Annotated in this window: 22 protein-coding genes and 1 tRNA gene; 11 read left to right on the plus strand and 12 right to left on the minus strand. The window is 45.0% G+C overall.

The features are described from left to right. Together msrB and R8N47_RS10120 are read left to right on the plus strand one after the other, a co-directional pair. Positions 1–1,143, plus strand: a complete 1,143-nt coding sequence (msrB, locus tag R8N47_RS10115; protein ID WP_005374134.1) for a peptide-methionine (R)-S-oxide reductase MsrB — start codon at positions 1–3, stop codon at positions 1,141–1,143. A gap of 33 nt (positions 1,144–1,176) precedes the next feature. Next, complete coding sequence (locus R8N47_RS10120) at positions 1,177–1,323, plus strand: DUF2256 domain-containing protein (RefSeq protein ID WP_005374142.1); 147 nt, start codon at positions 1,177–1,179, stop codon at positions 1,321–1,323. A 61-nt stretch (positions 1,324–1,384) separates the two neighbouring features. On the opposite strand, the gene R8N47_RS10125 is transcribed toward R8N47_RS10120, so the two are convergent. The 3 genes from R8N47_RS10125 to R8N47_RS10135 are packed head-to-tail and all read right to left on the minus strand — an operon-like array spanning position 1,385 to position 4,988. After that, positions 1,385–2,092, minus strand: coding sequence for an SDR family oxidoreductase (locus R8N47_RS10125; protein WP_064354492.1), 708 nt, complete (start codon positions 2,090–2,092; stop codon positions 1,385–1,387). Beyond that, the gene (locus tag R8N47_RS10130) at positions 2,092–3,636 is read right to left on the minus strand and encodes a cryptochrome/photolyase family protein (protein ID WP_005374147.1); all 1,545 of its coding nucleotides are present in this window, start codon (positions 3,634–3,636) and stop codon (positions 2,092–2,094) included. Before R8N47_RS10130 ends, R8N47_RS10125 begins: the two co-directional genes overlap by 1 nt. Continuing rightward, entirely contained in the window at positions 3,636–4,988 is a 1,353-nt protein-coding gene (locus R8N47_RS10135) for a DASH family cryptochrome (protein WP_064354491.1), read from the minus strand. Before R8N47_RS10135 ends, R8N47_RS10130 begins: the two co-directional genes overlap by 1 nt. A gap of 349 nt (positions 4,989–5,337) precedes the next feature. On the opposite strand from R8N47_RS10135, the gene R8N47_RS10140 reads away from it, so the two are divergent. Beyond that, positions 5,338–6,351, plus strand: coding sequence for a GGDEF domain-containing protein (locus tag R8N47_RS10140; RefSeq protein WP_005374150.1), 1,014 nt, complete (start codon positions 5,338–5,340; stop codon positions 6,349–6,351). A gap of 90 nt (positions 6,352–6,441) precedes the next feature. On the opposite strand, the gene R8N47_RS10145 is transcribed toward R8N47_RS10140, so the two are convergent. Continuing rightward, complete coding sequence (locus R8N47_RS10145) at positions 6,442–7,020, minus strand: malate synthase (RefSeq protein ID WP_064354490.1); 579 nt, start codon at positions 7,018–7,020, stop codon at positions 6,442–6,444. Positions 7,021–7,194: 174 nt separating this feature from the next. Between R8N47_RS10145 and R8N47_RS10150 the strand changes: the two genes are divergently transcribed. Then, positions 7,195–8,751: a DUF3612 domain-containing protein gene (locus tag R8N47_RS10150; RefSeq protein WP_081248203.1), complete on the plus strand. Its 1,557-nt coding sequence runs from the start codon at positions 7,195–7,197 to the stop codon at positions 8,749–8,751. A gap of 387 nt (positions 8,752–9,138) precedes the next feature. Here R8N47_RS10150 and R8N47_RS10155 read toward each other — a convergent pair whose 3' ends face one another. Further along, positions 9,139–10,494: a diguanylate cyclase gene (locus R8N47_RS10155; RefSeq protein WP_064354489.1), complete on the minus strand. Its 1,356-nt coding sequence runs from the start codon at positions 10,492–10,494 to the stop codon at positions 9,139–9,141. A 132-nt stretch (positions 10,495–10,626) separates the two neighbouring features. Here R8N47_RS10155 and R8N47_RS10160 point away from each other — a divergent pair, with 132 nt between their 5' ends. Together R8N47_RS10160 and R8N47_RS10165 are read left to right on the plus strand one after the other, a co-directional pair. Further along, positions 10,627–11,232: an alpha-ketoglutarate-dependent dioxygenase AlkB family protein gene (locus tag R8N47_RS10160; RefSeq protein WP_005374161.1), complete on the plus strand. Its 606-nt coding sequence runs from the start codon at positions 10,627–10,629 to the stop codon at positions 11,230–11,232. Positions 11,233–11,301: 69 nt separating this feature from the next. Next, positions 11,302–12,390, plus strand: a complete 1,089-nt coding sequence (locus tag R8N47_RS10165; RefSeq protein ID WP_064354488.1) for a DUF3541 domain-containing protein — start codon at positions 11,302–11,304, stop codon at positions 12,388–12,390. A 54-nt stretch (positions 12,391–12,444) separates the two neighbouring features. Here R8N47_RS10165 and R8N47_RS10170 read toward each other — a convergent pair whose 3' ends face one another. Further along, entirely contained in the window at positions 12,445–13,653 is a 1,209-nt protein-coding gene (locus R8N47_RS10170; RefSeq protein WP_017635515.1) for a NupC/NupG family nucleoside CNT transporter, read from the minus strand. A 561-nt stretch (positions 13,654–14,214) separates the two neighbouring features. Between R8N47_RS10170 and R8N47_RS10175 the strand changes: the two genes are divergently transcribed. After that, positions 14,215–14,298 (plus strand) — tRNA-Leu (locus R8N47_RS10175). 32 nt (positions 14,299–14,330) lie between these two features. Next, positions 14,331–14,942 (plus strand): DUF2913 family protein, encoded by a 612-nt coding sequence (locus tag R8N47_RS10180; protein ID WP_005374167.1) that lies wholly within the window; start codon positions 14,331–14,333, stop codon positions 14,940–14,942. A gap of 78 nt (positions 14,943–15,020) precedes the next feature. Here R8N47_RS10180 and R8N47_RS10185 read toward each other — a convergent pair whose 3' ends face one another. Together R8N47_RS10185 and R8N47_RS10190 are read right to left on the minus strand one after the other, a co-directional pair. After that, the gene (locus R8N47_RS10185) at positions 15,021–16,421 is read right to left on the minus strand and encodes a tryptophanase (protein WP_005384172.1); all 1,401 of its coding nucleotides are present in this window, start codon (positions 16,419–16,421) and stop codon (positions 15,021–15,023) included. Positions 16,422–16,719: 298 nt separating this feature from the next. Continuing rightward, on the minus strand, positions 16,720–17,964 hold the full coding sequence (locus tag R8N47_RS10190) for an NADH:ubiquinone reductase (Na(+)-transporting) subunit B (RefSeq protein WP_047102825.1): 1,245 nt from the start codon (positions 17,962–17,964) through the stop codon (positions 16,720–16,722). 159 nt (positions 17,965–18,123) lie between these two features. Between R8N47_RS10190 and R8N47_RS10195 the strand changes: the two genes are divergently transcribed. The 3 genes from R8N47_RS10195 to R8N47_RS10205 all read left to right on the plus strand — a co-directional run bounded on the left by R8N47_RS10195 (position 18,124) and on the right by R8N47_RS10205 (position 21,088). Further along, positions 18,124–19,512, plus strand: a complete 1,389-nt coding sequence (locus R8N47_RS10195; RefSeq protein WP_017635517.1) for a cytochrome ubiquinol oxidase subunit I — start codon at positions 18,124–18,126, stop codon at positions 19,510–19,512. A 10-nt stretch (positions 19,513–19,522) separates the two neighbouring features. Next, positions 19,523–20,521, plus strand: a complete 999-nt coding sequence (gene cydB, locus R8N47_RS10200; protein ID WP_064354487.1) for a cytochrome d ubiquinol oxidase subunit II — start codon at positions 19,523–19,525, stop codon at positions 20,519–20,521. Positions 20,522–20,695: 174 nt separating this feature from the next. After that, complete coding sequence (locus R8N47_RS10205) at positions 20,696–21,088, plus strand: hypothetical protein (protein WP_053307134.1); 393 nt, start codon at positions 20,696–20,698, stop codon at positions 21,086–21,088. 46 nt (positions 21,089–21,134) lie between these two features. Here R8N47_RS10205 and R8N47_RS10210 read toward each other — a convergent pair whose 3' ends face one another. The 4 genes from R8N47_RS10210 to R8N47_RS10225 form a co-directional block, all read right to left on the minus strand. Then, entirely contained in the window at positions 21,135–21,662 is a 528-nt protein-coding gene (locus tag R8N47_RS10210; RefSeq protein ID WP_250155878.1) for a hypothetical protein, read from the minus strand. After that, a complete protein-coding gene (locus R8N47_RS10215) occupies positions 21,607–22,302 on the minus strand; it encodes a glycoside hydrolase family 19 protein (protein WP_005374179.1) in 696 nt (231 codons plus the stop codon). The genes R8N47_RS10210 and R8N47_RS10215 overlap by 56 nt, the downstream gene beginning before the upstream one ends. Positions 22,303–22,497: 195 nt before the next feature. Further along, complete coding sequence (gene lhgO, locus R8N47_RS10220) at positions 22,498–23,730, minus strand: L-2-hydroxyglutarate oxidase (protein WP_064354485.1); 1,233 nt, start codon at positions 23,728–23,730, stop codon at positions 22,498–22,500. Between the two features lie 8 nt (positions 23,731–23,738). Continuing rightward, positions 23,739–25,862, minus strand: a complete 2,124-nt coding sequence (locus R8N47_RS10225; protein WP_009705104.1) for a TRAP transporter permease — start codon at positions 25,860–25,862, stop codon at positions 23,739–23,741. Positions 25,863–25,879 lie beyond the last annotated feature (17 nt).

A 25,879-nucleotide genomic window follows, 5' to 3' on the forward strand; every position in this document is an offset into this window, starting at 1 on the left:
ATGAAGAATATGTCTAAGTTATTGGCCGGTTTCTCCTTCGCACTTCCAGTCTTGTTTCTACTATTGAGTAAAACAGGTACCGCCGATACGATGGATAAGCTGAAGGCTTCAGAGAATACAAGAATCGCAACGCTAGCTGGCGGTTGTTTCTGGTGTACAGAATCGGATTTAGAGCAACTGCCCGGCGTAATCGATGTTGTATCAGGTTATTCAGGTGGTCATATTGAAAACCCGACTTACCGCCAAGTCTCTTCTGGTAAATCTGGTCATATTGAAGTGATTGAGGTGAAGTACGATCCTGCTGTTGTGAACTACGAACAAGTGCTGGATTACTTCTTCCGTCATATCGACCCTACCGACGATAAAGGTTCATTTGTTGACCGTGGTCCTCAATACCGTCCGGCGATCTTCTATCATAATGCGGAGCAAAAGCAGATTGCTAAGCAGTTTATGATGGAAATCGACAAGGCGATGATCTATCCAAAACCGTTGAAAACAGAGCTGATCGAGTTTGAAAAGTTTTACCCTGCGGAGTCGTATCATCAGGATTACTACAAGAAGAGTAGCCTGAAGTACAAATACTACCGCTACGCATCAGGTCGCGATAAATATCTCGACGAAGTATTTGGTGAAGATCGAAAAGAAAGCCCTAAAACACTTCGACAGTTGATTGAAGAAAAAAAGCTGCTTTCGAAAGTGAAAGCGTACAGTAAGCCTGCTCAGTCTGAAATCAAATCAAACTTAACAGAGCTACAGTATTACGTGACGCAAGAAGAAGGCACGGAGCGTCCGTTTGATAATGAATACTGGGACAACAAAGAAGCGGGAATTTATGTGGATATTGTGACCGGTGAACCGCTATTTTCTTCTACTGATAAATACAAATCTGGGACAGGTTGGCCAAGCTTTACTCGACCAATTAACCCGGGTTACATCGTGGAGAAAACCGATTATAAACTACTCTACCCTAGAACGGAGATCCGCAGTAAGTTTGGTGATTCACACCTAGGTCATGTGTTTAAAGATGGTCCGAAGCCGACGGGATTACGCTATTGCATGAACTCTGCTGCGATGAAATTTGTACCTGTGAACAAGATGGCGAGTTTAGGCTACGGCGATTACCTGTACCTATTTGATAAGTAGTTTTAACCAAATTAGGAGTGAACATTCAGCGCGATGAAAGGTTTTAAATCCAACCTTCCCATGAAAGTCTGTCCGGTCTGTCAGCGCCCATTTTCTTGGAGAAAGAAGTGGGCGCGAAATTGGGAGGAAATCGTTTATTGTTCTGAGCGTTGCCGAAGAAATAAATCAACGAAAACGTAGGTCACTCCGACCCTCTCTGGAGTATGTTATTCCCTTTGTATTAACGTTTGTACGCGTTCTCTTACCAAGGTAATAACGTCCCATCATAAGCCCAAAACGCCCCGCTATCTTGCGGAGTTGCTTTTTCTAACAAGCCTAATAAATCCTTTGCGACTCGCTCTGGTGTGAACAGCTTTCCCTCTGGCACATTGGTTTGAAAAGGTGCCGACAAAGCGGTGTCTGTAGTACCTGGGTGAAGTGACAGCACCGTGCCATGTTTGACCATCCTTTGCCATTCGATCGACATGGTTTTGAGGAACATGTTTAATGCGGCTTTCGATGCTCGATAGCTGTACCAACCACCTAACTGATTATCGCTAATGCTGCCAACTTTGGCTGAAATGGTCGCAAACTTAGGTGCAGTACTGCATTTTAGCTTGGGAGTGAAGTATTTTGCCAACAGTAAACTTGGCAAAGTATTGACCGTGATGGTTTGCTGAAAGAAGTCTGCGTCGAGCGAGCTAAGATTCTTCTCAGGACCTTTCTCTTGGGTGTGCAACATACCAACACAGTTCACCAACCAATCGACGTGTTCAATCTGCTCACTGAACGCTTTTACCTGCTCGTCTTGCGATACATCCACTTGATGCCAAACGACATTTGGGTGTTGCCAATCTGGTTGCTGCTTACGATAAGTGGCATGCACGCGCGCTTGAGGGAACCGAGCTGCGGCTTCTCTCACCACTGCCAAACCAATTCCACCATTGCCACCGACGATGAGTATTTCCATCACAAGTTCTCCACGTTTTCTATGTAGTGCTCTGCGGTATCAAGAATCGCTTGGCGTTGCTGTTCTTCCATGTTGTCCCAAGAGCGGAAAATCATCCCGATTCGTGGATTGGCTGCGAGGCGCTTGTCGTGCTTGTTCATAAAGCGCCAATAAAGGCTGTTAAACGGACACGATCCTTCCCCACTCCTCGCCTTATTGTCGTAATGGCAACCCTTACAGTAGTCGCTCATTTTGTTGATGTAAGAACCACTCGCCGCGTAAGGTTTGGTGCCAACAATGCCGCCATCCGCAAACAATGCCATGCCACGTGTGTTCGGCATTTCGACCCATTCAATCGCATCAACATAGATACCGAGATACCACTCATCCACTTGATCTGGGTCGATCTCGGTTAGCAAGCAAAAGTTACCAGTGACCATCAATCGTTGGATGTGGTGTGCGTACGCGTAATCGAGGGACTGCCCAATCGCATTGCGCATACAAGCCATTTTAGTTTCACCATTCCAGAAGAAATCTGGCAGCTTTCTTTCTGCGCCCAATTCGTTGTTTTTCGGGTAATGAGGCATGTTCGCCCAATAGACCCCTCGAATGTACTCTCGCCATCCTAAGATTTGGCGAATAAACCCTTCAACTTGAGAAATGTCGATGTCCGCGTTGGAATGAAATGCCTTGAGTGAAGCATCAATGACTTCTCTCGGGTGCAGTAATTTGCTGTTAAGCGAGAATGAAATTCGGCTGTGATACAAGCTCCACTTAGCGTCGTGCTGGCCTGTCATGGCATCTTGAAAACGTCCGAATAACGGCAGACAGACTTGGCAGAAATGCGCGAGTAAAGAGAGGCTTTGCGCGCGATTAATCGGCCACAACAAGTCCCCTTCGAGATTTCCGATGGTTTTGATGTCATGTCGTGCCAGCCGCTCAATAATGCCGTGGATGTCAGTACTGAACATCAAAGGTTGTGGCAGTTGTTCAATGTCTTTGGCTTTGAGCTTGTTACGATTATTGGCATCGTAATTCCATTTTCCGCCGACGGGCTTTCCGTCTTGCATCAAGATGTCGAAGCGCTTGCGCATACGGCGGTAAAAGTGCTCCATCATGATGTGTTTACCTTGAGGAAACTGCGATTCTATTTCCTCAAACGGCAACAAAAAATGTTCCGAGTCGACACAACGCGTCACGACCCCATCAAGCTTTAGTTTGGCTAACTGCTCCAGAAGACGGTATTCATCCGGGCGTTGATATTCAAACTTACTTGCACCAACTTCACTCGCGTAGTGTTGCAAGACTTGCTCAAGATCGTCGAAGGATTGTGTGTCATCCAACGTGAGGTGCAGAACTTGGTGACCTTCACTCTGACGCTCTTTCGCAAACTGTTCCATTGCGGAAAAGAACGCACACACTTTCTGAATATGATGCGTGACGTAAGTATTCTCTTGCTTGAGCTCCGCAATCAGGTAAAGCACTTGCTCATCCGGTTGCTGAAACCAAGAGTGCTCACTGTTAAGTTGATCGCCCAAGATCAATCGTACGGTTTCAAATTGCATTACGGTTTCTCCGATGACGAAGCTTTGTCACTGCTGCCCATCACAATCGGCCAATCGACCATGTCTACACTATCCAAATGCGCGCCAGGACAACGACCTTGCCACCTATCGATGAACTCCATGTGCGGGTCGTACATTTCGGTTTGCTTTTCGAGGTTGAATTGTCGTGAACCACGCGGATCAGCACCAACGCCTGCTAAGTATTGCCAATTTCCCCAGTTTGATGCCACATCGTAATCGACCAGTTGTGACTCAAAGTACGCCGCGCCATAACGCCAATCGAGGCCAAGCTCATGCACCAAACAACTGGCAACTAACTGTCTGCCACGATTCGACATATAACCCGTTTCATTAAGTTGGTGCATACACGCATTGACGATAGGAAATGGCGTTTCACCTTTCTTCCATTGTTGGAAACGGTGCGCGTAAAAGCTAGTGAGTGGTGCTTGATTTTGGATGCCACCGAATCGGAACAGCTGCCGCTTGTATCGACGGGCATACCAATAAAAGTATTCACGCCAAAGCAGTTCGAAGTAAATCCAATAGGTTGAATCATTTGCACCACTCTCCGCTTCATAACGTTTCAACATGGCATAAATAGTTTTCGGAGAAACGCACCCATGAGCTAGCCAAGGAGAGAACTTAGTGGAGTAATCCATGCCATCTAAACCGTTGCGTGTTTGTTTGTATTCACTGGCTAGTGTGGAAGCAAAATACTGGCGACAATGTTCAAGCCCGCGGCTTTCTCCACCATGAAACGCAGCTTTTGTGTCAAAGTAATATGCAGTAACGGAAGGAAGATTCACACCTAAAGGAATTGGAGGTAACGAACGGATACTCTCGTGGGGCCGAGAGATGTCTAAACCTTCAACTTGCTTTCTAAACTGCGTGAAAGTGGTAGGCAGATTGCTCAAGTCAAATGGCAGTTGTTCTTCCCTTAACAGGGTCCGGATTGCTTGCTGTTTTATTTTTACATGAGAAGCGCCTTCAGCTACGCGATCTAACGCTTGTTGCTCATCCGAACCGGGAAAGGCGTCAGCATATATATGTGTGACGCCGAAGCGATTAACAGCATACTTGATTGCTTGATCGGGCGTTAGTTCAACCGCCCATAATCGCTGACCAAGGTGATTCAAAGATTGATTGAGTTCACTAAGCGATGAGTCGAGAAACTGCAATTTCGCGCGCCCGAAAGAGGCTTCCTGCGCAAAGTGATGCAAGTAAGGCGTCATTGAAGGGTAGCAATACAAGCAAATTAACTCGTCCATTTCTACACTGGCGCTTTTCAACAGTGGGTTGTCGTGCAATCGCAAGTCGTTCGTGAACCAATAAAGTCCTATTTTCTTTTTCAATTCGCACCCTCAGATGTTAATTCTTCGTCTACGAGTTCTTTTCACGGAGACCCTGACGTTAAGCCTTTTGATTTACTTGCTTTTATACGAAAACGAGAGTTTGACGATCATTAGGTTACTAGCGTTTACACGGAATCCATTTGCTGGATATCTCAAAACACGCAATACCACCAAATGCCTGTACATGTTTCATACTGATATTTTATAAAATTTGAATCCAACGGTATTGATCACGATCTTAATCACTCATTTTCTATATAAACCATGCAAAAGTGATAAAAATTAAAGCGACATTAGTTAATATCCGTTAATCTAAGCCCAATCCCATTTTGCTAGTACCATCGCAGAAATGACCGACGAGTTTAAGAAATCAACCGCTAATTTAAAAAAAGCGGTCCCACTGATGATCAAAAACCATGTTGCTGCCACGCCAGCCAACTACGCGCTTTGGTATACCTACGTTGACAAGACCATTCCAGAACTCAACTTTGAGTTAGACACGGTGTTAGAAAACTACGGTATTTGCCCGCCAGCAACCAATAAGCAGCTTTACAACAACTATGTGGCCAGCAAAGCAGAAACCAGCCTTGAAGATCTTAGAACCAATGTAGAAGTTCTGCTACATGAAGTATCCAGTTCAATGAGCGATACGATTTCAGATACTTCCTCCTTTTCTGAGATGGTAGACAAAAGCTTTAATAAACTGGAAAAAGTTGAGGACAATAGCCTAAGCATTGAAGAAGTGATGGTGGTGATTCGTCAACTTGTCGCAGAGTCACACGAAATTCGTCACTCAACAAAGTTTTTGAATAGCCAATTGACTAACGCGAGTGAAGAAATTTCTCGCCTCAAAAACCAATTGGCTGAAGTACAGCAAGATGCGTTGTTCGATGGTTTGTCAAACCTATACAACCGCCGAGCATTTGACAAAGATCTCTCTTCACTTATTGCATCAAATCAGGCAATGACCTTAATCATGCTTGATATCGATCATTTCAAATCATTTAACGATAATTACGGGCACCTTTTTGGCGATACAGTATTAAAAGCCATTGCCCGCCGGCTACAACAAAGCTGTCGAGATGGGATATGTGCGTACCGTTTTGGTGGTGAAGAATTCGCGTTAATTGTACCTAACAAATCTCTGCGAATTGCTCGCCAATATGCAGACACACTACGCCGCATGATAGAAAAACTGCGTATCAGAGATAAGCGCTCAGGCACACAAGTTCACAGCATTACCGCTTCTTTTGGGGTAGCAGAGTTTGAGCCGGGTGATACGCCTGAAGCCTTAATCAATAAAGCCGATAAACAGCTTTATGAAGCAAAACAACTCGGTCGTAACCGCGTGATGCCAATTTAAATAAACTGGCTAAGCGAAAACGACTTTTATGATGAAAAAGAAAACCCCGCGCTGTAAAGTGCGGGGGTTTTGTATCCAATCATGAGTATCTTAATCGACGCTGTAACAGTAACTTAGAATGTAGTCGTCACCATTTTTTGCGGTATATTCTTTATCTTCACTGCATGCCATCGGCTTACCTTTTTTGTCGCCTTTGATTAGACTTATCCAATGGCGCATCGCGGTTGGTGCATTGCCAGTTAGTTCAGGATGAAACGTCGTGCGAGTTTCTAATTGAATATCGTCAATGTCCACTAATTCCACGCAACCAGTGCCTTTGTGACAGCCAAACAGCACTTCTACATGATTGCCCGAATCATCTTTAAACAAAATCGACTTTGGATCTTCCTTTCCACCAGTGTACGCCACAAAATGTTTCGGGCTTTTCAGGCCGCTGTGTGTACCGTCTTTGAAATAAGCCAAAACATGGCGGTAATCAATCACGTAACTTGATACATCTTGGTGCGACCCGTTCTCCAATGGGAACATGCGGTCAAGGAGTTGCTTCGCTTTTACTTGTTTCTCACTCTGCTGCTCAGCACTTACCGCTTCGACGGCAAATACGGCTTCAGCGATAAATGGGCGTTGTTGTTGTTGCATCTCTTTTTTATCGAAGTTCAGCATATTCATCGTCATATCCTCGCACTTAAAAACTCGTCCTAGAGTAAAAACTTAAATCCTTTATTTAAGTTTCAGGCAATTCTGTGAAGTGGATGGTTAATTTCCTTGCCTGCTCATTATGTAGACTAGCGAAATATTGACTACAATTTCACAACAAAAATTTTACAATGTGAATTTTACAAAATGTCTGTGTCAAAAAGCCTTATTCGTCAGTCTCATTTTCTTGGTACGAAAATTCGTAACCTAAGAAAAAACAACCATTTAACGATGGAAGATTTGTCTGCCCGTTGTGTAAGAATTAATCCAGAGTACGCTCCTTCGGTTTCTTACCTTTCGATGATTGAGCGCGGAAAACGCGTACCGAGTATCGATATGCTCGAAGTGATCGCGGAAGTTTTTCAAAAAGATCCGGCGTGGTTTTTAGATGATGAACCCGAATTAGAAGCCATCACACCCAACAAAGGAAATCGTGGCGGGATTAGTGGCATGGCGTTGGAGCCGAGCTTCCTGTTTTCCAATGATATTCTTCAAATCGCGATACCAGAAATGCTCTCCCAAACAGGTATCACGGGGCGTCAATTCGCCCACTTACTGATCCGCGCACACCAAGAAAACCATCAAAACCATTTTCCTGATTTAGAGCGCGCCGCCGAAGAGGTCGGCTTGAAGCGGCTGAATCTATCTGTAGAAGATCTCGTAGACATTGCAAAGAGTATGGGATTGGATATCCGCTGGGTAGATCGAGCGCCACAAGATGTGATTGATGAACTGGGCGTCAGCGCCAAACAGTTGATTACGTCTTTCATGGAGCCACCTGGGACTATTTATCTCAATAAACGAATGCGTGACTATCCAACCCGATTGAAGTATGACTTGGCGGTATATATCGGCCATCGAGTGCTCCATAGCAGCGATGCAATGAATAACGTTTTATCTATCGGGCATCAAAACAATTGGGAGCAAATGGACAGCCCTGTGTCGAACTCTGAACTCAATTCGCAAGATATCCTGCAAGCTTGGCGTGATTTTGAGTCCAGCTTCTTTGCCGGTGCCCTACTCTGCCCCAAAGTACCCTTTCGTCAGTTGCTTGACCGTTCTGGTTATGAGATTGATGTTCACAAAAAGGCGGGGGTTTCTCCTTCCGTTGCAATGCGTCGCATGACGGTGGTCTCGCCTTACCCGCATTGGCACTATTTTGATGCCTATGGCCCCGGCAAGTTAAAAGCAGTGTATCGAGGAAATGGTATTCCATTGCCTTGGGGCAACATGCGCAAAGTAAACGACCCTTGCCAGCACTGGGCGGTATTCCGACGCCTTTCCCAGCCTTTGGATACAAGTTCAGCGCAAATTTCGATTTTAAATGTTGGTGACGAGCCACGTATCTACTGCTGCGAATCGGTCAACGTATTTGATCCTGCGGGGAATAATCGCGTGCTATGTGCCGGTATTGATCTTAACCCTGCCATTTCTGCACAAGGTGGCGATGCCGTTTCCATAGCGGAAGAACTTAAGTCCCTTTGTGTCGCTTCCGGCGGAAGTAGTGTTATTCCTCCCCACATCAAAAAAGACTTAACGACTATCGCTAAGATATTAAACATCAACTGGATAGAGCGCGGGATTCAAACCCAAACAAGGTTGATCTGCTCCAGAGGGGCGGTTTGTCCAAGACAACCTAGTTGTTACAGCAAGTGCGGAGAAGCTGATGAGACGGGCAACGACGTGAATATCATCGGTCTTTAGAAAGAAAAAACGCCAATCACAATATACGTGATTGGCGGTATATACTTGTGAACAATTTGTATTCACTAACAACGTCAGTTGGCTAGGTGACCCTCGGCTTAATAAGGGTCACTCTAAGTAAAGCACGATGCGTGCCAACTTTTAAAAAGCCGTTTTTTAGTAGATCCAGATGCATATCGTTGCTTTATTAACCATTAATTTCGCAAACTGCATTTGCAAAATGCAATATTATGCAAATATGCCACTTAATGCACTGCTAATAACGACTCTCTCAGCAAAGTGTCTGTGAACATATGAAGTCACATATTCTTGCACCTCAATGATGATGAGATTTCGGGCTCCCAACTTTACCATTCTTCTAACCCCTTATTGAAACTGGGTTCAGGCTCATCCGCCATGCTTTTGTTGATACATTCTCTCATCGGCTATTTTCATCATTTGCTCAGGAGATGACATTTTCGGGTCAAATATCGCGTACCCAATACTGGCTTTCAAATAGATAAGCGTTTCATCGTAAATGACGGGCGTCGAGCATAGCGCTAATCGAAGTTTTTGTAGAAGGGACTGAACATTTTCTTCCGTTCCTGGGTGATGAACTACAACTAAGAACTCATCACCGCCCATTCTGGCCACGATGTCTGATTTACGCAGAGAGCTTTTTACCCTTTCAGCCGTAGCGATTAAAACTTTGTCACCTGCGTCGTGACCATAGGTGTCGTTAATGTGTTTAAACCTATCTAGGTCAATATTAATTAAGGCGAAGCTATAACGCTTTTTATAACGTTTCGCTATTTCAAACTGCTGCTTGTAAAACTTCATAAAATAGCGACGGTTTGGTAAATGCGTGAGTTCATCGTGTAAAGCTCTGTCATCTGCAATGGTATACAGTCGATAAATGGCGAACAGCGCGAGGCTAAGTGCGAATATAATGGGATAGCCGATTACTCTAGCTAAATGCAACTGATGCCAAGAGATTTGGCGATCAGCTTTGCCTCCAGAGAAAACCACCATACTCCACCCACCATAAGGAAAATGAACCATCTCTTTTGCATATGCCATGCTATTTACACTTTGCGCGCCAAAGAAAGCATCACCAAATGAGCCACCGCTATCGTAACCACGGATCATTAAAGGGTAACGATACGAGAAATCAATTACGCCGGTTTCTCTCATCAGAGCATCGAAATCAATCACCGCACTGATCACTCCCCAGTAGTCCTGATTCATTGGAGGATCAAGAAAAACAGGCACACGCACGATCAAACCTCGGCCACCTTGAATCAAAGTCACTGGCCCTGCGATGAAAATTTCTTGTACATCCTTGGCTTTTTGCACCTGTACCCACTGCTGTGGCACTGCGCGGTAATCAAGGCCGATTAGGCGCTCATTACCTTGGCGTGGAAATACATGACTAATTACATCATTTTTCGCGATACCGATGATTGTAATATGTTTACTTTTATTTAGGATTCGGTGAGCGGCGATACTCAATTCTTCTTCTTGGTTTTTAGGAAGTAACGTAATGAGTGTCGCTAAAGTACTGGCTTTGTAGATATCCGCCATAAGTACCGCTTCCAAATTGGAACGGAGAATGGAAAGTTGTTCTTTGGCCTCAACTTGAACTCGCTCTTTGTGAAGCTCTTGCTGGTTTCGATTTAACAGCTCGATAACCCCAATACACAAAGCGAAAAAGGTGAGGAAGAACAATGCAAAATAGCATCGCTTTCTGGGTAAATAACGCATTTTCTCCCCACAACTCGTATACAACTACGAGATTTTTTATTTATTGTTAAAATTCTTATTATCACAAGAATAACCAATCATAATCAGAAAGGTAACAGTGATTGACAACTTTTATGTTTTAGGTGTGAGATGATGCATCAACAAGGCGATTTATTTGGCGGCGATCTATGGCAAGAAGTAGAAAGAGGAAAACTTTATTATGATCCTCATTTTCTTAGCCATCTTGAGGCGGATAATTACTTTGACCAACTTCGAAAAACACTACCATGGCACCAAGAACACATTACTATGTTCGGCAAGTCAGTACTTCAACCTCGCTTACAAGCGTGGCACGGTGATGCAGCATATACTTACTCAGGCTTAACCATGCAGCCTCACCCTTGGACTCCTGAGTTAACTCAGTTGAAAGTGCGTTGTGAATCAGTTGCTGATGTCACTTTTAATTCTGTTCTCGCTAACTTATATCGACACGGCCAAGACTCAATGGGCTGGCACCAAGATAATGAACCAGAGTTAGGTAGAAACCCTGTTATCGCATCTTTGAACTTAGGTGAAACACGTCGATTTTTGCTTAGAAATTTACATTGTAAAACTGAGATTGAATACGAGCTTTCTCACGGCTCCTTACTGATTATGGCTGGCGAGCTCCAGCATCACTGGAAGCACTGCGTACCAAAAACCGCGAAAACCAAAGATGAACGTATCAACCTGACTTTTAGGCAAATTTTTAACTATTGACTCAGCTTTTACATTCTCAATTAATATTGATGGTAGGTTTAGGTTCAGGACTTCATAGGGAATGGATTTATGCGTATTAAACCTCTTAGCTTAGCGGTCTTACTCTCTTGCTCACTTACCTTTGCAGCTCAGGCATCACAGGAAGAGGTACCGCTTCTCGATAATACTCAATCAGCGCAGTTGATTCGTAGTACCTACGAACAGGAACTGTTCACTTTCCCGGCGTTTAAAGAGGGCCATTTTGGCTTACGCATGTACCGCCAAACATTAGATGAGAAATATCACTCTGCCATTTGGACCGACATGGCACAAGTAGCCAGCCGGTTAAACCAATTTGCTAATGAAGTTGTTGAACCAGAAGACATCATTCTCTATTCATCTCAAAGGCTGACCACGTATCAAGAGAAAGAAACCGAACGAGGGCAGCGACGCTATACCGTGACTAAACACCATCCTGAGTACCTTTATCTTGGTGTGGATTTGCTTGGCGCAATGGCAAGAGCAAACGAATATGGCCTACAACATAAACAAGACAAAACGCTGAGAAAAATTATTAGGCGCTACGATTTCTCGCGTTACGTTACGGACAAAGAGATGATAGAGGCATGGGCAGCTCAGCTTGCAAACCAAGTCTACTGGCTTCGTCAGTTAGGAGAGCAAGATGTGGTCGAGGAATTCACTCAAACCTTCCGTGACACCTACCCCGACGATAAAGATAAGATGCTTTCAGCTCAGCAGTATTGGAACAAACTCTATGGTATGACGCACATCATCTTTGCCGATTCACAGTATTATCAGGAGCGAGTAAGCGAGAAGAAACACCAATGGATTTATGATTACTTTCGCAACAATATCGACACTATCCTACTGCGCGCCAAAGAAGACGTGATTGCGGAAGTCGGCATTTCGTTTTTGTTAGCAGGCTTGGACCATGATCCGGTCGTAAAGAAAACCCGCCAAGCCATTCGTCACGCAATCAACGCAGAAAAAGGGATGATTCCGTCGGTCGACGGTAACTTTGATCTCAAGTACGGCGAACACCGTAACGTGCTAGCCATCATGCTGCTCGATTGGAAAGGGGTACATAAAGCGCCAACTTATCAAGAGCACCCAGAGGCTTTTAAATCGATACCTTACGGCTTAATGCCCAAGCCTTAGAAATAACAAAACCCGCCATTTAGGCGGGTTTTTAGTGTGTATCTTCAATCTAAATTAGAGAGAGATAAAAATGCCCGCTAAGCACGCACTCATCAGGTTAGCGAGTGTACCAGCAGCAACCGCTTTTAGGCCTAGACTTGCAACATCTTTGCGGCGCTCAGGTGCCATCACGCCGATAGAACCCAACTGAATCGCAATTGAGCCAATGTTCGCAAAACCACACAACGCAAAAGTGATAATAATTTGAGTATGCTCAGACAGTGTCGCTTTGTGCTGCACAAAATCGATAAACGCAACAAACTCATTCATCACCACTTTCTGACCAATGTATGAACCCGCAGCTAGGATTTCGTGGCTTGGCACACCAATCAACCATGCGAGAGGTGCAAACAAATAACCAAAAATCGCTTGTAGCGTTACGCCAGAGAAACCAAGTATCTCACCCAAGTTTTCTAGCCCCGTGTTCACCATCGCGATAACACTCACGAAAGCGATAAGCATGGTACCAACAGCAACAGCAACTTTCATACCGCCCATAGCACCGCTTGCTAGCGCATCAATTACGTTGCTTTCTTCTGATTTATCTAGCTCAATATTGTTGTAATCGCTTGGCGTTTGACGCTCAGGAACGATAATTTTTGCCATCATCAAACTACCTGGCGCTGCCATAAAGCTTGCCGCGATCAAGTATTTGAGGTCGACACCCAAACCAGCATAACCACCAAGCACACTGCCCGCCACTGAAGCCATACCACCAGCCATCACGGCAAACAGTTCAGAGCGAGTCATGTTAGAAAGAAATGGACGAATAAGAAGTGGTGACTCGCCTTGAGATAAGAAGATGTTCCCTGTTGCAACCAAAGACTCTGCTTTACTCGTACCCAAGAACTTCTGGATAGCGCCGCCAATAAATTGAATCACTTTTTGCATAATGCCCAAATAGTAAAGGGCGGAGATAAGAGCACTGAAGAAGATGATGATAGGAAGGACACGAATAGCGAAGATAAAGCCAGAAGAAGCGAGGTCACCAAAGAGGAATTTAATCCCTTCATCAGCAAAGCTGAGTAGCCCCGCGACCCCATTACTTAAACTCGCCAGCGCCGCTTGACCCAACGGGAAATAGAGCACCAAAGCAGCAAACCCCATTTGTAGCATCAAGGCGCGAGATACAGTTTTCCAATTAATGGAAGAACGACCCTCAGAAAGTAGGAAAGCACAACCTAGCAGTGCAACAATACCAAATAGACTAAATAGAACACTCATGAGCTGGACCTACTAAACGTTGAAAAAGAAAAAAGAGCCAAAGGAATTGGCAGAAGAAAGGGACAACGCAGCGAGTGATAACTCACTTTTAGATCCAGAATGTAGACAGAACGAATAGTTCGACATCTTATTTTTACCTTATACAAGCAATTGAACGTAGCTGGTCCGGTCCGTGGGGTCATTCACTGCTGGCGAGCATGTTGCTTGGCCTGCTCCATGTGACGGCTTGTATGGGTAAGGGTCCTGAACAACTAAACCCTAATTCCCGCTTAAACGGGACGCAAGTATAGCCAACAAAAAGAGATATTCATCACATTTATTTACGCAAACGTTCAAGCGTTCAAAATTTAGGCAAAAGTACTCTTTTGTCGTCATACTATTAATAAAAGTAAGGGCATAAGGATAGGCGTTGATGGTAAAAAACATAAAAGTGACCAATAAATATGCAATCAAACTCGAAAGAGCCAAAATTCGTCATTTTGCTCTCGCCAACAGGTGGATTTTGGTTATACAATTCGCGTTGCTTCTTTCGAGGCCTCTGAGTATTCAGAGCATCATGATGCCGAGATGGTGAAATTGGTAGACACGCTAGCATGAGGTGCTAGTGCCTTTGGTGTGAGGGTTCGAGTCCCTCTCTCGGCACCATTATCCTTCTTCCCTAATTTTGTTCGAGTGTAATGCAAAGTTCTAAGCAGGCAAGACAGTCTACAGATGCTAATCAACTTCTGAGTGAGCTTGCGGTTCACGCTTTATTACACCTGCACTTTAAAATTCACGCGTCCTCGCATGGCCTCTCCCTTAAAGAACGTAATGACTTACTTCAGAAATGGCTGAAACCAAAACTGAAGAGTAATCGCTATAAGCTGATTAAAAAGCCGTTAAAATCTTTGACTCAGCAGGCAAAAGGTGAGAACGGAAATCTGGAAGCATTACTCGAGCGCTGCGTCGGTGCAGACAAACCCAGCAACCCTCAACCCGATCTAGATAGCTACTTGCTGCTGATCAACGAGATTGAGAAGAAACTGGGGACTACCGTGTTATTATCTCGACCGGAAGACGTCGACTTATCTCACGACCAACACGGCTGTTTGCTGTGTGTGCTTTCTGAGAACTTAAATCAGCACTTCGATGATAATAACGCCCTAATCGCTCCTATTTCGATGCTGTTCCGCGGACCAATGAGTCAACGTTCACTTTTTCTTGGCAGCATTTACGCCAGTGGTACCTTCAATTATGAAGTGCAGTATCAAGACGACCAGTTCGTTCGCATCACATTAGAGTTGGCGTAAGTGTAACGCTAAGAAATAAACGAATCGAAAAAGGCCGCGAAACTCGCGGCCTTTTGCTTATCTAGATTTAAACTTGAGTTAATCGATCTCTTTAAATCGAGCAGTAAAGTGGCGCAGCACTGGTGGCTCGTACTCGAAAGTGAGCCCTTTTAACTCATGTGCACGATTTTTCAGTTCGATAATCGCATCCGCAATGTAATCCATATGATCGTTTGTGTAGACACGACGTGGAATAGTCAAACGCATCAACTCAAGCTCTGACGCTTTTTGTTTACCCGTTTCCGGATCTCGACCAAGCAGCAACGATCCTATCTCTACTGCTCGAATACCCGCTTCCAAGTACAAAGCATTACACAATACCTGCGCAGGAAACTGATCCGCTGGAATATGTGGCAAAATCTTAGCGGCATCCACAAACACCGCATGACCACCCGTTGGGTATTGAATCGGAATACCGCCTTCACGTAAGCGCTCACCTAAGTATTGAACTTGGCTAATTCTATAGTGAAGAAAATCCTCATCCGCGGCTTCATACAAACCGCGAGCGAGCGCTTCCATATCACGCCCAGCCATGCCGCCGTATGTTACAAATCCTTCCATGGGTACGCAGCGTGTCTGCACCGCCTGGAACAACTCCTTATGATCACGAATACAACACATGCCACCAATGTTTACCATCGGGTCTTTCTTAGCTGACATGGTGAGCATATCACCGTACTGGTACATCTCACGGATGATTTCCAGAATTGATTTATTCTCGTAACCCGCTTCACGCTGCTTGATAAAGTAGGCGTTCTCACAGTAACGAGCCGAGTCAATCACCACTGGAATATCGTACTTGGTTGCAATCTCGTACACACTGCGCATGTTTTCCATCGACACAGGCTGACCACCGGAGCTATTACAAGTAATCGTGGTGATAATTGCACAGATGTTATGCGAACCGTGCGCTTCAATTGTTGCCACCAGCTTATCGATATCAAAATTGCCCTTCCAATCATAAGGCGTAGTGGTGTCGAATGCTTCTTCCGTTACCACGTTAATCGCTTTACCGCCATTGAGTTCAATATGACCCGCTGTGGTATCAAAATGGTAGTTCGAGATAAATACTGGCGTTTCGCCACCACGCACCTGACGCATACGCTCAATCAAAGCGGGGAACAAAATTTGCTCGGCACCACGCCCTTGGTGTGCAGGCACGGTGAGCTTATAACCGAAGAAGTGCTCCACTGCATCACACAGGTTGTAGTAATTTCGACTCCCCGCATAGGATTCATCCCCCATCATGATACCAGCCCACTGATTATCACTCATGGCACCAGTGCCTGAGTCAGTCAGCAAATCGATATAAACATCATCACTACGAAGAAGAAATGGATTATAGCCCGCTTCTTTTAACGCGACTTCACGGTCTGCCAAAGTCGTCATTTTGATTGGCTCAACCATTTTGATACGGAAAGGTTCTGGAATACGTTTCATTGTTAATTTCCTTATACGCATTGCCCTACGCAGTTTCACGTAAGACTAAAAAACAAATAGATAGAATGCTTTTCAATGCGATTGCATTGAGGAAATCAACGAGAAGAGATTTTACTAAGAAGAGACAAGCAGTAGTCTAGGTTATACCAGAACGACAGCACCAAACGGCTATCGAGAATATCCTTTATTCTCATCGTCTTCGTCCTCCTGATAAAAATAAAAAGTCAGAAACCCCATGTCTCTGACCTTTTCAATATAGTGCAGTTTTCAATCAATTTTCAGTGAGGTCACCCTCATTTTAAGAAGGTCTCGCCCTTTTCATTCTGCGTTTGATATTACTTTCTTTGACTAGGTAATCGAAAAGTGGCGCGAATAAGTTAGCAAATAGAATAGCTAACATGATGCCTTCTGGATAAGCCGGGTTCAGCACTCGGATAAAAATCGTCATCACGCCGATTAATAGTCCGTATGCCCATTTCCCGTTATTGGTAAAAGCTGCCGAGACAGGGTCTGTCGCCATGAAGAAGGTACCAAACGCAACCCCACCAATCACGAAGTGCCAGTAGAACGGCATGGAGAACATGGGGTTAGAGTCTGAACCGATCGCATTCAATAGTAATGAAGCTCCGATTAAACCGACCAACACGCCCGCAACAATTCTCCACGATGCAATCTTCATAAAGATGAGAACCAAGCCTGTTAGTGCGATCAACAACGTGGAGACTTCACCCATCGAGCCTGGTAAATTACCAACAAAAGCATCTCCCCATGAAATTGGCTCTCCCGTCATATTATTTATCAAAGCACTTTGCCCTCCTTCATACCATTGGCTAAGTGGAGTAGCGCCAGAGTAACCATCAGCCGCGACCCACACGGCACCACCGGACATGTTGGCAGGATAGGCAAAGTATAAGAACGCGCGCCCTGCTAAAGCTGGATTTAGGAAGTTTCGTCCAGTACCACCGAAAATCTCCTTCGCCACAACAATACCGAAAGTGATACCTAAAGCCGCTTGCCATAGTGGAATTGTCGGAGGAAGGATCAGCGCAAAGAGTATAGAGCTGACAAAAAAGCCTTCATTTACCTCATGCTTTCGCACAATAGCAAACAGAACTTCCCAGAAACCACCAACGATAAACACCGTCGCATAAACCGGGAGAAAGTAAGTAGCACCAAGCCACATTTTACTTCCCCACCCCGCTTGTGAAACCGCATCTAACGAGCCCCATACCCAACTCAGTTGCCATGAAGAAACAAGCGCTTGCTGAGCTGAGGCTTGATCCATTCCATACAACAAGGCATCACTCGCTTGCTGGCCTATGTTGTACATACCCCAGAACATGGCAGGGAAGACCGCCAACCACACCATGATCATAATACGTTTTAAATCGATGCTATCTCGAACGTGAGTCATGCCCTGGTTTACCTTACCAGGCGTGTAAAAAATGGTTTCGACAGCTTCGAAAAGTGGGTAGAACTTGTGATACTTCCCACCTGGACCAAACTTAGGTGTCGCTTTCTCAAAGTAATGTTTAAGGCTCATAACGCTCCTCCTTTATCTAAAAGATGGTACGCACATGTGTAAAAAGCGATCGTTTTTTAATCTCTTCGTCTTCCTTCTTCGTACTTCACCTTGTTCGCCACTCTTCTGTCTCCTCTTTAAATCCGGCGAACAGTTTATCCAACGAAAAAGGGACCGCTCATGGACACACTCGCCATTGACCTAGCTAGATTCCAATTTGCCTTTACTGTCTCTTTCCACATTATTTTTCCAGCTTTTACGATTGGTTTGGCAAGTTATCTCGCTGTATTAGAGGGCTTGTACCTAAAAACGGGCAACAAACAGTACATGCAAATCTATAAGTACTGGCTCAAAATCTTTGCCATCAGTTTTGGTATGGGTGTGGTGAGTGGCATCGTGTTGAGCTATCAATTCGGTACTAACTGGAGCGTGTTTGCCGACAAAACAGGCCCAATCCTAGGCCCGCTGATGGGTTATGAAGTTTTTACTGCGTTTTTCCTCGAAGCGGGGTTTTTAGGCGTGATGCTTTTCGGTATGGATAAGGTGGGTAAGAAGCTTCACTTCGCCGCGACTTGCATTGTTGCATTCGGGACGTTTTTGTCTGCGTTTTGGATACTTTCGGTTAATAGTTGGATGCAAACACCAGCGGGCTATAGTATCAACGAAGCCGGACAGTTTATCCCAGAAGACTGGTGGGCGATTGTCTTCAACCCTTCTTTTCCTTACCGGCTCGTTCATATGTTGCTCGCCGCTTACCTTACTACTGCCTTTGTTGTAGCTGGCGTTGCCGCTTACCACTTACTAAAAGCAAACCATAACCCTCTAGCCAGAATTATGTTCTCGATGGCAATGTGGATGGCTGCCATCGTGACACCAATTCAAATCGTTGCTGGAGACATGCATGGATTAAACACCCTTGAACATCAACCCGCCAAAGTCGCCGCGATGGAAGGGCACTATGAGTCTCACCAAGGCGCGCCATTGATCCTCTTCGGTATCCCTAACGATGAAGAAAAACGTATGGAATACGCACTGGAAATCCCCAAACTCGGTAGTTTGATTTTAACTCATGACCTCAACGGTGAAGTGAAGGGGTTAGATGCTTTTCCAGAGGAGGAACACCCTCCTGTATCTATCGTTTTCTGGTCTTTCCGAGTAATGGTCGCGCTTGGTTTTGGCATGCTTGTTATTGGTTTGTGGAGCCTTTGGCTAAGAAAACGTCGCAAACTTTTTGATTCAAGGGCACTTCAACGTATTTGTGTCCTGTTTGCCCCAGCGGGGTTTATTGCAGTTTTAGCAGGCTGGATAACTACCGAAGTCGGTCGACAGCCTTACACCGTATACGGTCTTTTAACCACAGCCAATTCGGCATCGCCTATTGATGCCGCCGCGGTGAGCGTCTCCCTGACGGCGTTCATCGTGGTTTACTTTGTGGTTTTTGGAGCTGGCTTCTTCTATCTCCTACGTTTGATGCGCAAGTCTCCAACTCGATATGAAGAAGGTCTAGATAGCCGACTTCCTGATGGCACGAAAACTGATGCCATCACACATTCTAACCATCTAACCTAGGAGCTAACTCATGGATTACGCATTAATTTGGTACGCTTTGATTGGGCTCGCCGTTCTGATTTATGTCGTGTTAGATGGCTTTGATCTCGGTATTGGTATCCTATTCCTCAGCGCTAATGACGATGAAGAGCGCGACATGATGATGAATAGCATCGCTCCTGTTTGGGATGGGAATGAAACTTGGCTAGTTCTTGGCGGTGGTGGGCTTTTTGCCGTGTTCCCCCTCGCCTACGCGGTCATTATGCCAGCACTCTATGCTCCTCTGATTTTAATGCTGCTCGGGTTAATTCTGCGCGGGGTTTCTTTTGAGTATCGCTTCCGAACACAACGCGGAAAGTTTTTATGGGATAGCGCTTTTTTCATTGGTTCACTCACCGCGGCATTGATGCAAGGCATTATGCTCGGAACCCTGCTCCAAGGTATAGAGGTTAGTGAACGAGCATACGCAGGTGGATGGTTTGATTGGCTTTCGCCATTTAGCGTATTTTGTGGCCTGGCGCTTGTTTGTGCTTATATTCTGCTCGGTTCATGCTGGTTATTAATCAAGCTTCCAGAAGAGCTGATGGGGCGCTATTACGTGGTCGCGCGACGATGGGGACTAGCGATGGTAGCCTGTATATTCATCGCCAGTTTGTGGCTGCCATTGAGCCAAAATATCGTATTTGAACGTTGGTTCTCATTACCAAACTCGCTACTGTTTTTCATTTTACCAATTATTGCAGCGGCACTTATTTGGCAGCTATTCAAAGCATTGCTCGACCACAAAGCCGTCCGAGCCTACGTTCTTGCGATCGGCCTGTTTCTTGTGTCCGCGATGGGTTTCGGTGTCAGTACATTCCCTTACTTGGTCCCATTCGCACTCACTTATCAAGACGTCGCCGCGCCAGATAAGAGTTTGGCATTTTTACTTGCCGGTGCGGTGGTATTACTTCCTCTGATCGTAGCCTACACGGCTTATTCGTACTGGGTTTTCCGCGGCAAGATGAAACGTGGAGAAGGATATCACTGATGAAACTAAAACCCATTTTGTGGTTCATTGGCATTTGGCTGGCAAGCGTGGTCGCCTTGTTTATCATCAGTTCGTTGATACGAACTGCGATATTGTAGGCCCAGAGTCTACTGCACCACATCTGAAGCCATTGAGGTCTATACTCAAGCAAGAGTAAAACAACGGAGTGTTTTTATGACCTTAAAGCGGTTTCTGGTAACTTTGATTCTTTTGACGGTTCCACTGTTTTCACCAAATGCATTGGCCGTAGACAAGCAGATGTCATCCGCCATGAAAAGTAAAATGCGGTCTATTTGCTCCGCAACAGACGAGCAGGGCCATTGGCAACTTGCTGAAGCAACTCCTGACGCCAGACGCTCACTCAACATGGTGCTTTATCAAATGAATGCCGATGATAAATTGAAAGCAATTCATGAGGTGAGAACGAAAATGGTCGGCGGCACCCATTATGCGTTTGAGTTCGAGTTGCAAGATGGTCAAGTCTGGAATGCAATTGTATTGCACAGTGCCCGAGGCGATTACATGATAGAAAGACACGCAAAGAAAGGGGAACTCTGCCCTAAATAGCAATAGACACTACAACTTTACAGCCGACACAATAAAGTCGACTGATTCAGTCGCCTTTATTGTTGGTATGTTTAGGTATCGCTTCAAAAGCTTGGGAAAAGTAATAGCTTTCAACCTGAGGCCTAACTAAATCACAAGCTAACCCAAGGTCATCATTTTTTGTGAAAGGTAAATGTTCTGACACTAATTCCTGGGAATCTTTGTCCACGGTCTGGAAAGATTCAACAATTCTAAGTGGCCAGTAAGCTTTATTCTCAGTAACAAGAAAAAAGTAATATTGGAGCTGCTCTCCATGAGTCACGGCATTGTTAATTTCACTTCTAATTTTAACCACTTCGATTTTGCTACCAACACAAGTGAAGTCATATGCATCAGTAATTTCCGCTTCCTTCGCGCCCGGAGTATATACCATATAATCCGATTCAAACTTATTATCAGTCAGAAAATAACCATCGTCGACACTAGTTAACTGAAAGGAAAATGCAGGGTAATGTACTATCAAACAAGCTCCAAAAGCCCTACTTAAAAATTTCTTTGAAAATACCTTTTTTATACAGTTCGGTAAATATCTCATGTCGTTGTCCATATGAATCTGTATTTTTATTAATAACCCTAGTAATACTATCAGTAACCGTTCTAGATGCTCCCTTATCGGCTTTTAAATATAGTTTATTCTTCAGCCAAAAAATCATAGCAGTCCTGATGGCATATTTAGGTTGAGCAACTAACTGGGGCGAAGAAGAGAAACTCGTATTTTCGTTCCAAATATTTGCGTGTATGCTTTCTGTCGCTAAATAGTTTCCTTTCCCTGTTAACTGTATCATTCCTCTACCGCGATATTTCCATCCATCTCCGGTACTTGCATCACCATTGCCTATTTTCATGGCATAGGCATTATTTGCTATCGCTTCTTGGTTTGCTTTTTGATTGATGGCATTTTTTCTCCCGTGCTTTTCAGCTAACGCCGGCCTATTCCGATAGACTCTGAAAGTGCTTTTCAATCCTTGAACTGAATAATTCAGGTTTTCCTCCATTCTCATTCCAGGACCAACCTCTTTTGCTAATTGAGCGACAAAGTGTGACAGTCTCAGTTCACTATCTAACTTACATTCAGAGATCTTCATAGAAAGTTCTTTGCTTATAATCACTAAATAGTCTTCTGAAACTTTAGTTTCATTCTTCCATACTTTTCTAAGGTGCTGTTTTGTAATCATAGTCCCTCCATCTGATGAAGATTAAAACTGAAAGAACAAAAAATCACCTATAAAATTTGAAGTTGACATTGTATTACGACACTTTAAAACCATTTCTTACATACTAATTACATTATTGTGCGGCAAATAACATACCAGTCAATATTCTAGAAAAGCATTCTTTTCGCTCATATATTTTAACATGGCTTTTTACTGTTAAACCGTCTCGGTTTTCGCCTCTATCTTCTCATTCACTTTATCGCAAATGTACTCTCCAATAGGCATTGCAGATGTCGCTGCAGGAGAGGGGGCGTTGCAAACGTGCAGGCTTCTTGCGCTCTCGGCAAACAAAAAGTCATGAACCAAGGTGCCATCGGATAACACTGCTTGCGCACGAATACCCGCAGGATATGGTTTGAGATCTTCTACCTTGATGCTTGGGCAATATTTGTTGACCAACTTGAGGTAGCCCGGCTTCCACCACGAGTTCTTAAACTCACCCAGTCCGGTTTTTAGATGCTTTTGTGTCACCTTCCAAAAGCCGGAGAAACTGAGCATTTGCATGGTATCTTGCAAGCTGAAGTTAACCTTGTCGTACCCTTCTCGCTTCCAGCCTTGCACCGCATTTGGACCAACGGTCACACTGCCATCAATCATGCGAGTCAGGTGGACACCTAAGAATGGCAAATCAGGGTCGGGAATTGGATAAATAAGATGATTCACCACTTGGTCGTGTTTGCTATCTAAGCGGTAGTATTCACCACGATAAGGGATGATCTGAAAGTTAGTTGGAATACCCATCATCTTGGTCATGCGATCCGCCATCAAGCCGCTGCAAGTAACCAAGAACTTGGTATTAAGTTGCATGGTTTGCCCGTCTGAAATGCAGGTCAGTTGAACTTCTTCATCCTTCTCTTCGGCAGCCACCACTTTGGTTCTCAGACTGATTTGACCGCCAAGCTTTTTAAACTCTTCCGCCATCTGCTCTGTGACCAAACGATAATCGACAATACTGGTGGTTTTGACATAAATCGCACCCAAACCTGTGATGTTTGGCTCAGCCAGCTTGAGTTGGACTTCATCGAGTAGCTTTACGTCGATGCCGTTGACATGGCAGCGCTCATAGAGGGCATTCATGCGTTCGATTTCTTGCTCATTGGTCGCAACCAGTAACTTGCCACAGTTCTCCACCGGAATATCGTGCTCGGCACAAAACGAAATGGTTCGCTCTACCCCACGCTTACAAAAATCCGCTTTTAAGCTGCCCGGTGCGTAGTACACCCCGGCATGAATCACGCCGCTATTGTGTCCGGTTTGGTGCTGGGCAAAACCGGACTCTTTCTCAACCAATAAAATGGATTTGTCTGGATGACGTTGCTGTAGTTGCCATGCTGTCGACACACCAACGATACCGCCACCAACAATGATGTAGTCATAGACTGATTTCATACGACCTCTTATAAAACCGATAGTTGAGATTGTTGCAATTTGAACTTGCGACCACTGTAAATGAACACCGCGACAAATACCGCGCAGCTTGCCACACGAACCAACATTGGGATGTCGTGCCAAACCAGCAATGTACCCACCACTACCAACAAGAGACGAGTCAGAATGTTTAGAGGACCTTCCAAGTAGCCTTCAATCGCACCAATCAATGCATAGGTTCCGATGATGGCGAAGAAGCCCACGGTAATTACCGACGTTACATCCCAACTTACTAAGCCTGTGTAGGCAATAAGTAATGGTACAAGATACAAACCCTTAGCGATTTTCCATGCCATCAAACCGGTACGCATTGGCGGTGTTTTTGCAATGGTTGCTGCTGCAAATGCGGTCAAACACACTGGAGGCGTAACGTTGCTGTCTTGCGATAACCAGAAGATGATGAGGTGAGCAGCCAGCAATGCCAAGCCTACCGCTTCCATACCCAAACTTTGCTCTAGTAGGGTTTCCATAAAGTCCGCGGGTACTAGCGCCACCATTTCTTTCGCAGTTTCCAACGCCATTGGTGCATTAAGCAGTTCCAGCTTTTCTGGCGCCGCCAACATGAAGATGGCTTTTGCTTGTTCAGGCAATTGACCTGACACCATCAATTCAAGCAGTTGGTTTTCCGCAATCAACTTGTAAAGCGCAGGGGCAGACAGTGTACCCAATACAATATACGCCGCTGTCACAGGTAAACCCATACCCAAAACAAGAGAAGCGAGTGCAATCAGAACGATCATGATGAACAAGTCACCATTCGCCCAACCATCGATCATCAATGAGAACGTGTTGCCGATACCCGTTGTGCTGATCACATTGATCACCAGACCAATCCCCACCAGCAATACGGCGGTTGTCGCCATGTTTTTCGCACCTTGTGAAAGTGCCTCGATGATCGCTTTTGGTCCCATCTTGTGATCTTTTGAGAACCAAGAAGCCACCACCACAGAAATGATCGACAAGCCAGCAGCGTAAGTTGGCGTAAAGCCTTGAACCAACAAAGTAACCAACACCGCCAGCGGGATAAGGTTGTGCCAACCGCTGATCAGCACTTTCAATAGAGATTCATCGCTGGTCGTGATTTTTTGAACGCCGCTGCGTTTGGCTTCGATACGCACAAAGAACGCAACAGATAAGAAATAAATAAGAGCAGGAATGAAAGAAACTGCGATGATATCGACATAAGGAATTTGCGTGTAAGACGCCATGATGAAAGCACCCGCCCCCATCACTGGTGGCATCAACTGACCACCTGTCGACGCTGCAGCTTCAACCCCCGCCGCAAAGCGCGAAGGAAAACCTGCTTTTTGCATTAAAGGAATACTGATAACACCAGTTGAAACCGTATTTGCCACACTAGATCCCGATACTGAGCCCATCAATCCCGAGCCAATCACTGCGATAAAACCGGGACCACCAATGATTTTGCCAGCCGCAGCACGTGCCACATTGATGATGTAATCACCGACACCAGAGCGCACAAGAAACGCACCAAACAGAATGAACATGAATACGAAAGTCCAACTGATGCGCGAAATAGAGCCAAACATGCCCTCAGAAGAATAGAAGCTACGGTAGAGCAAGGTTTCCATGCTCAAACCCGGGAAGTGGAAAATACCTGTCGCCCACTTACCCCAAAGCACAACGTAGCTTAAACACACCACAATCAGCACTGGAATAAACCAACCCATGGTGCGTCGGATCAGCTCAATCACAATCAGGATTGCCATGATGGCGAAGACCCAATCGCTGGTCACGAACTTCACACCGCGTTCATACAGCGCATCTTCGGCATAGGGAATGTAGAGCAAACACGCGACCGCGCCCATAGCAATTAACACATCGATGCCGAGTGCAATCTTACTCTGCTTAAGAGAGATATGAGCCGGATACCAAAGCGCACAAATCACCGCAAAGCCAGCAAAGTGGGTCGCGGAAATCCATAACTCTGGTAACGTCGATAAGGTATTAAACCAAATGTGCAAAGCAGACAACACCACGCCAAACACTGTAATTGTGGTGGTTACCCACGGAAAATCAGTGCGCGTGGGCAGCTCAAACTTCTGCAATTCCTTTTCTATTGAGTCGCTCATCTCATACTCCAAGCTCT

The organism is Vibrio sp. 2132-1 (assembly GCF_033344315.1).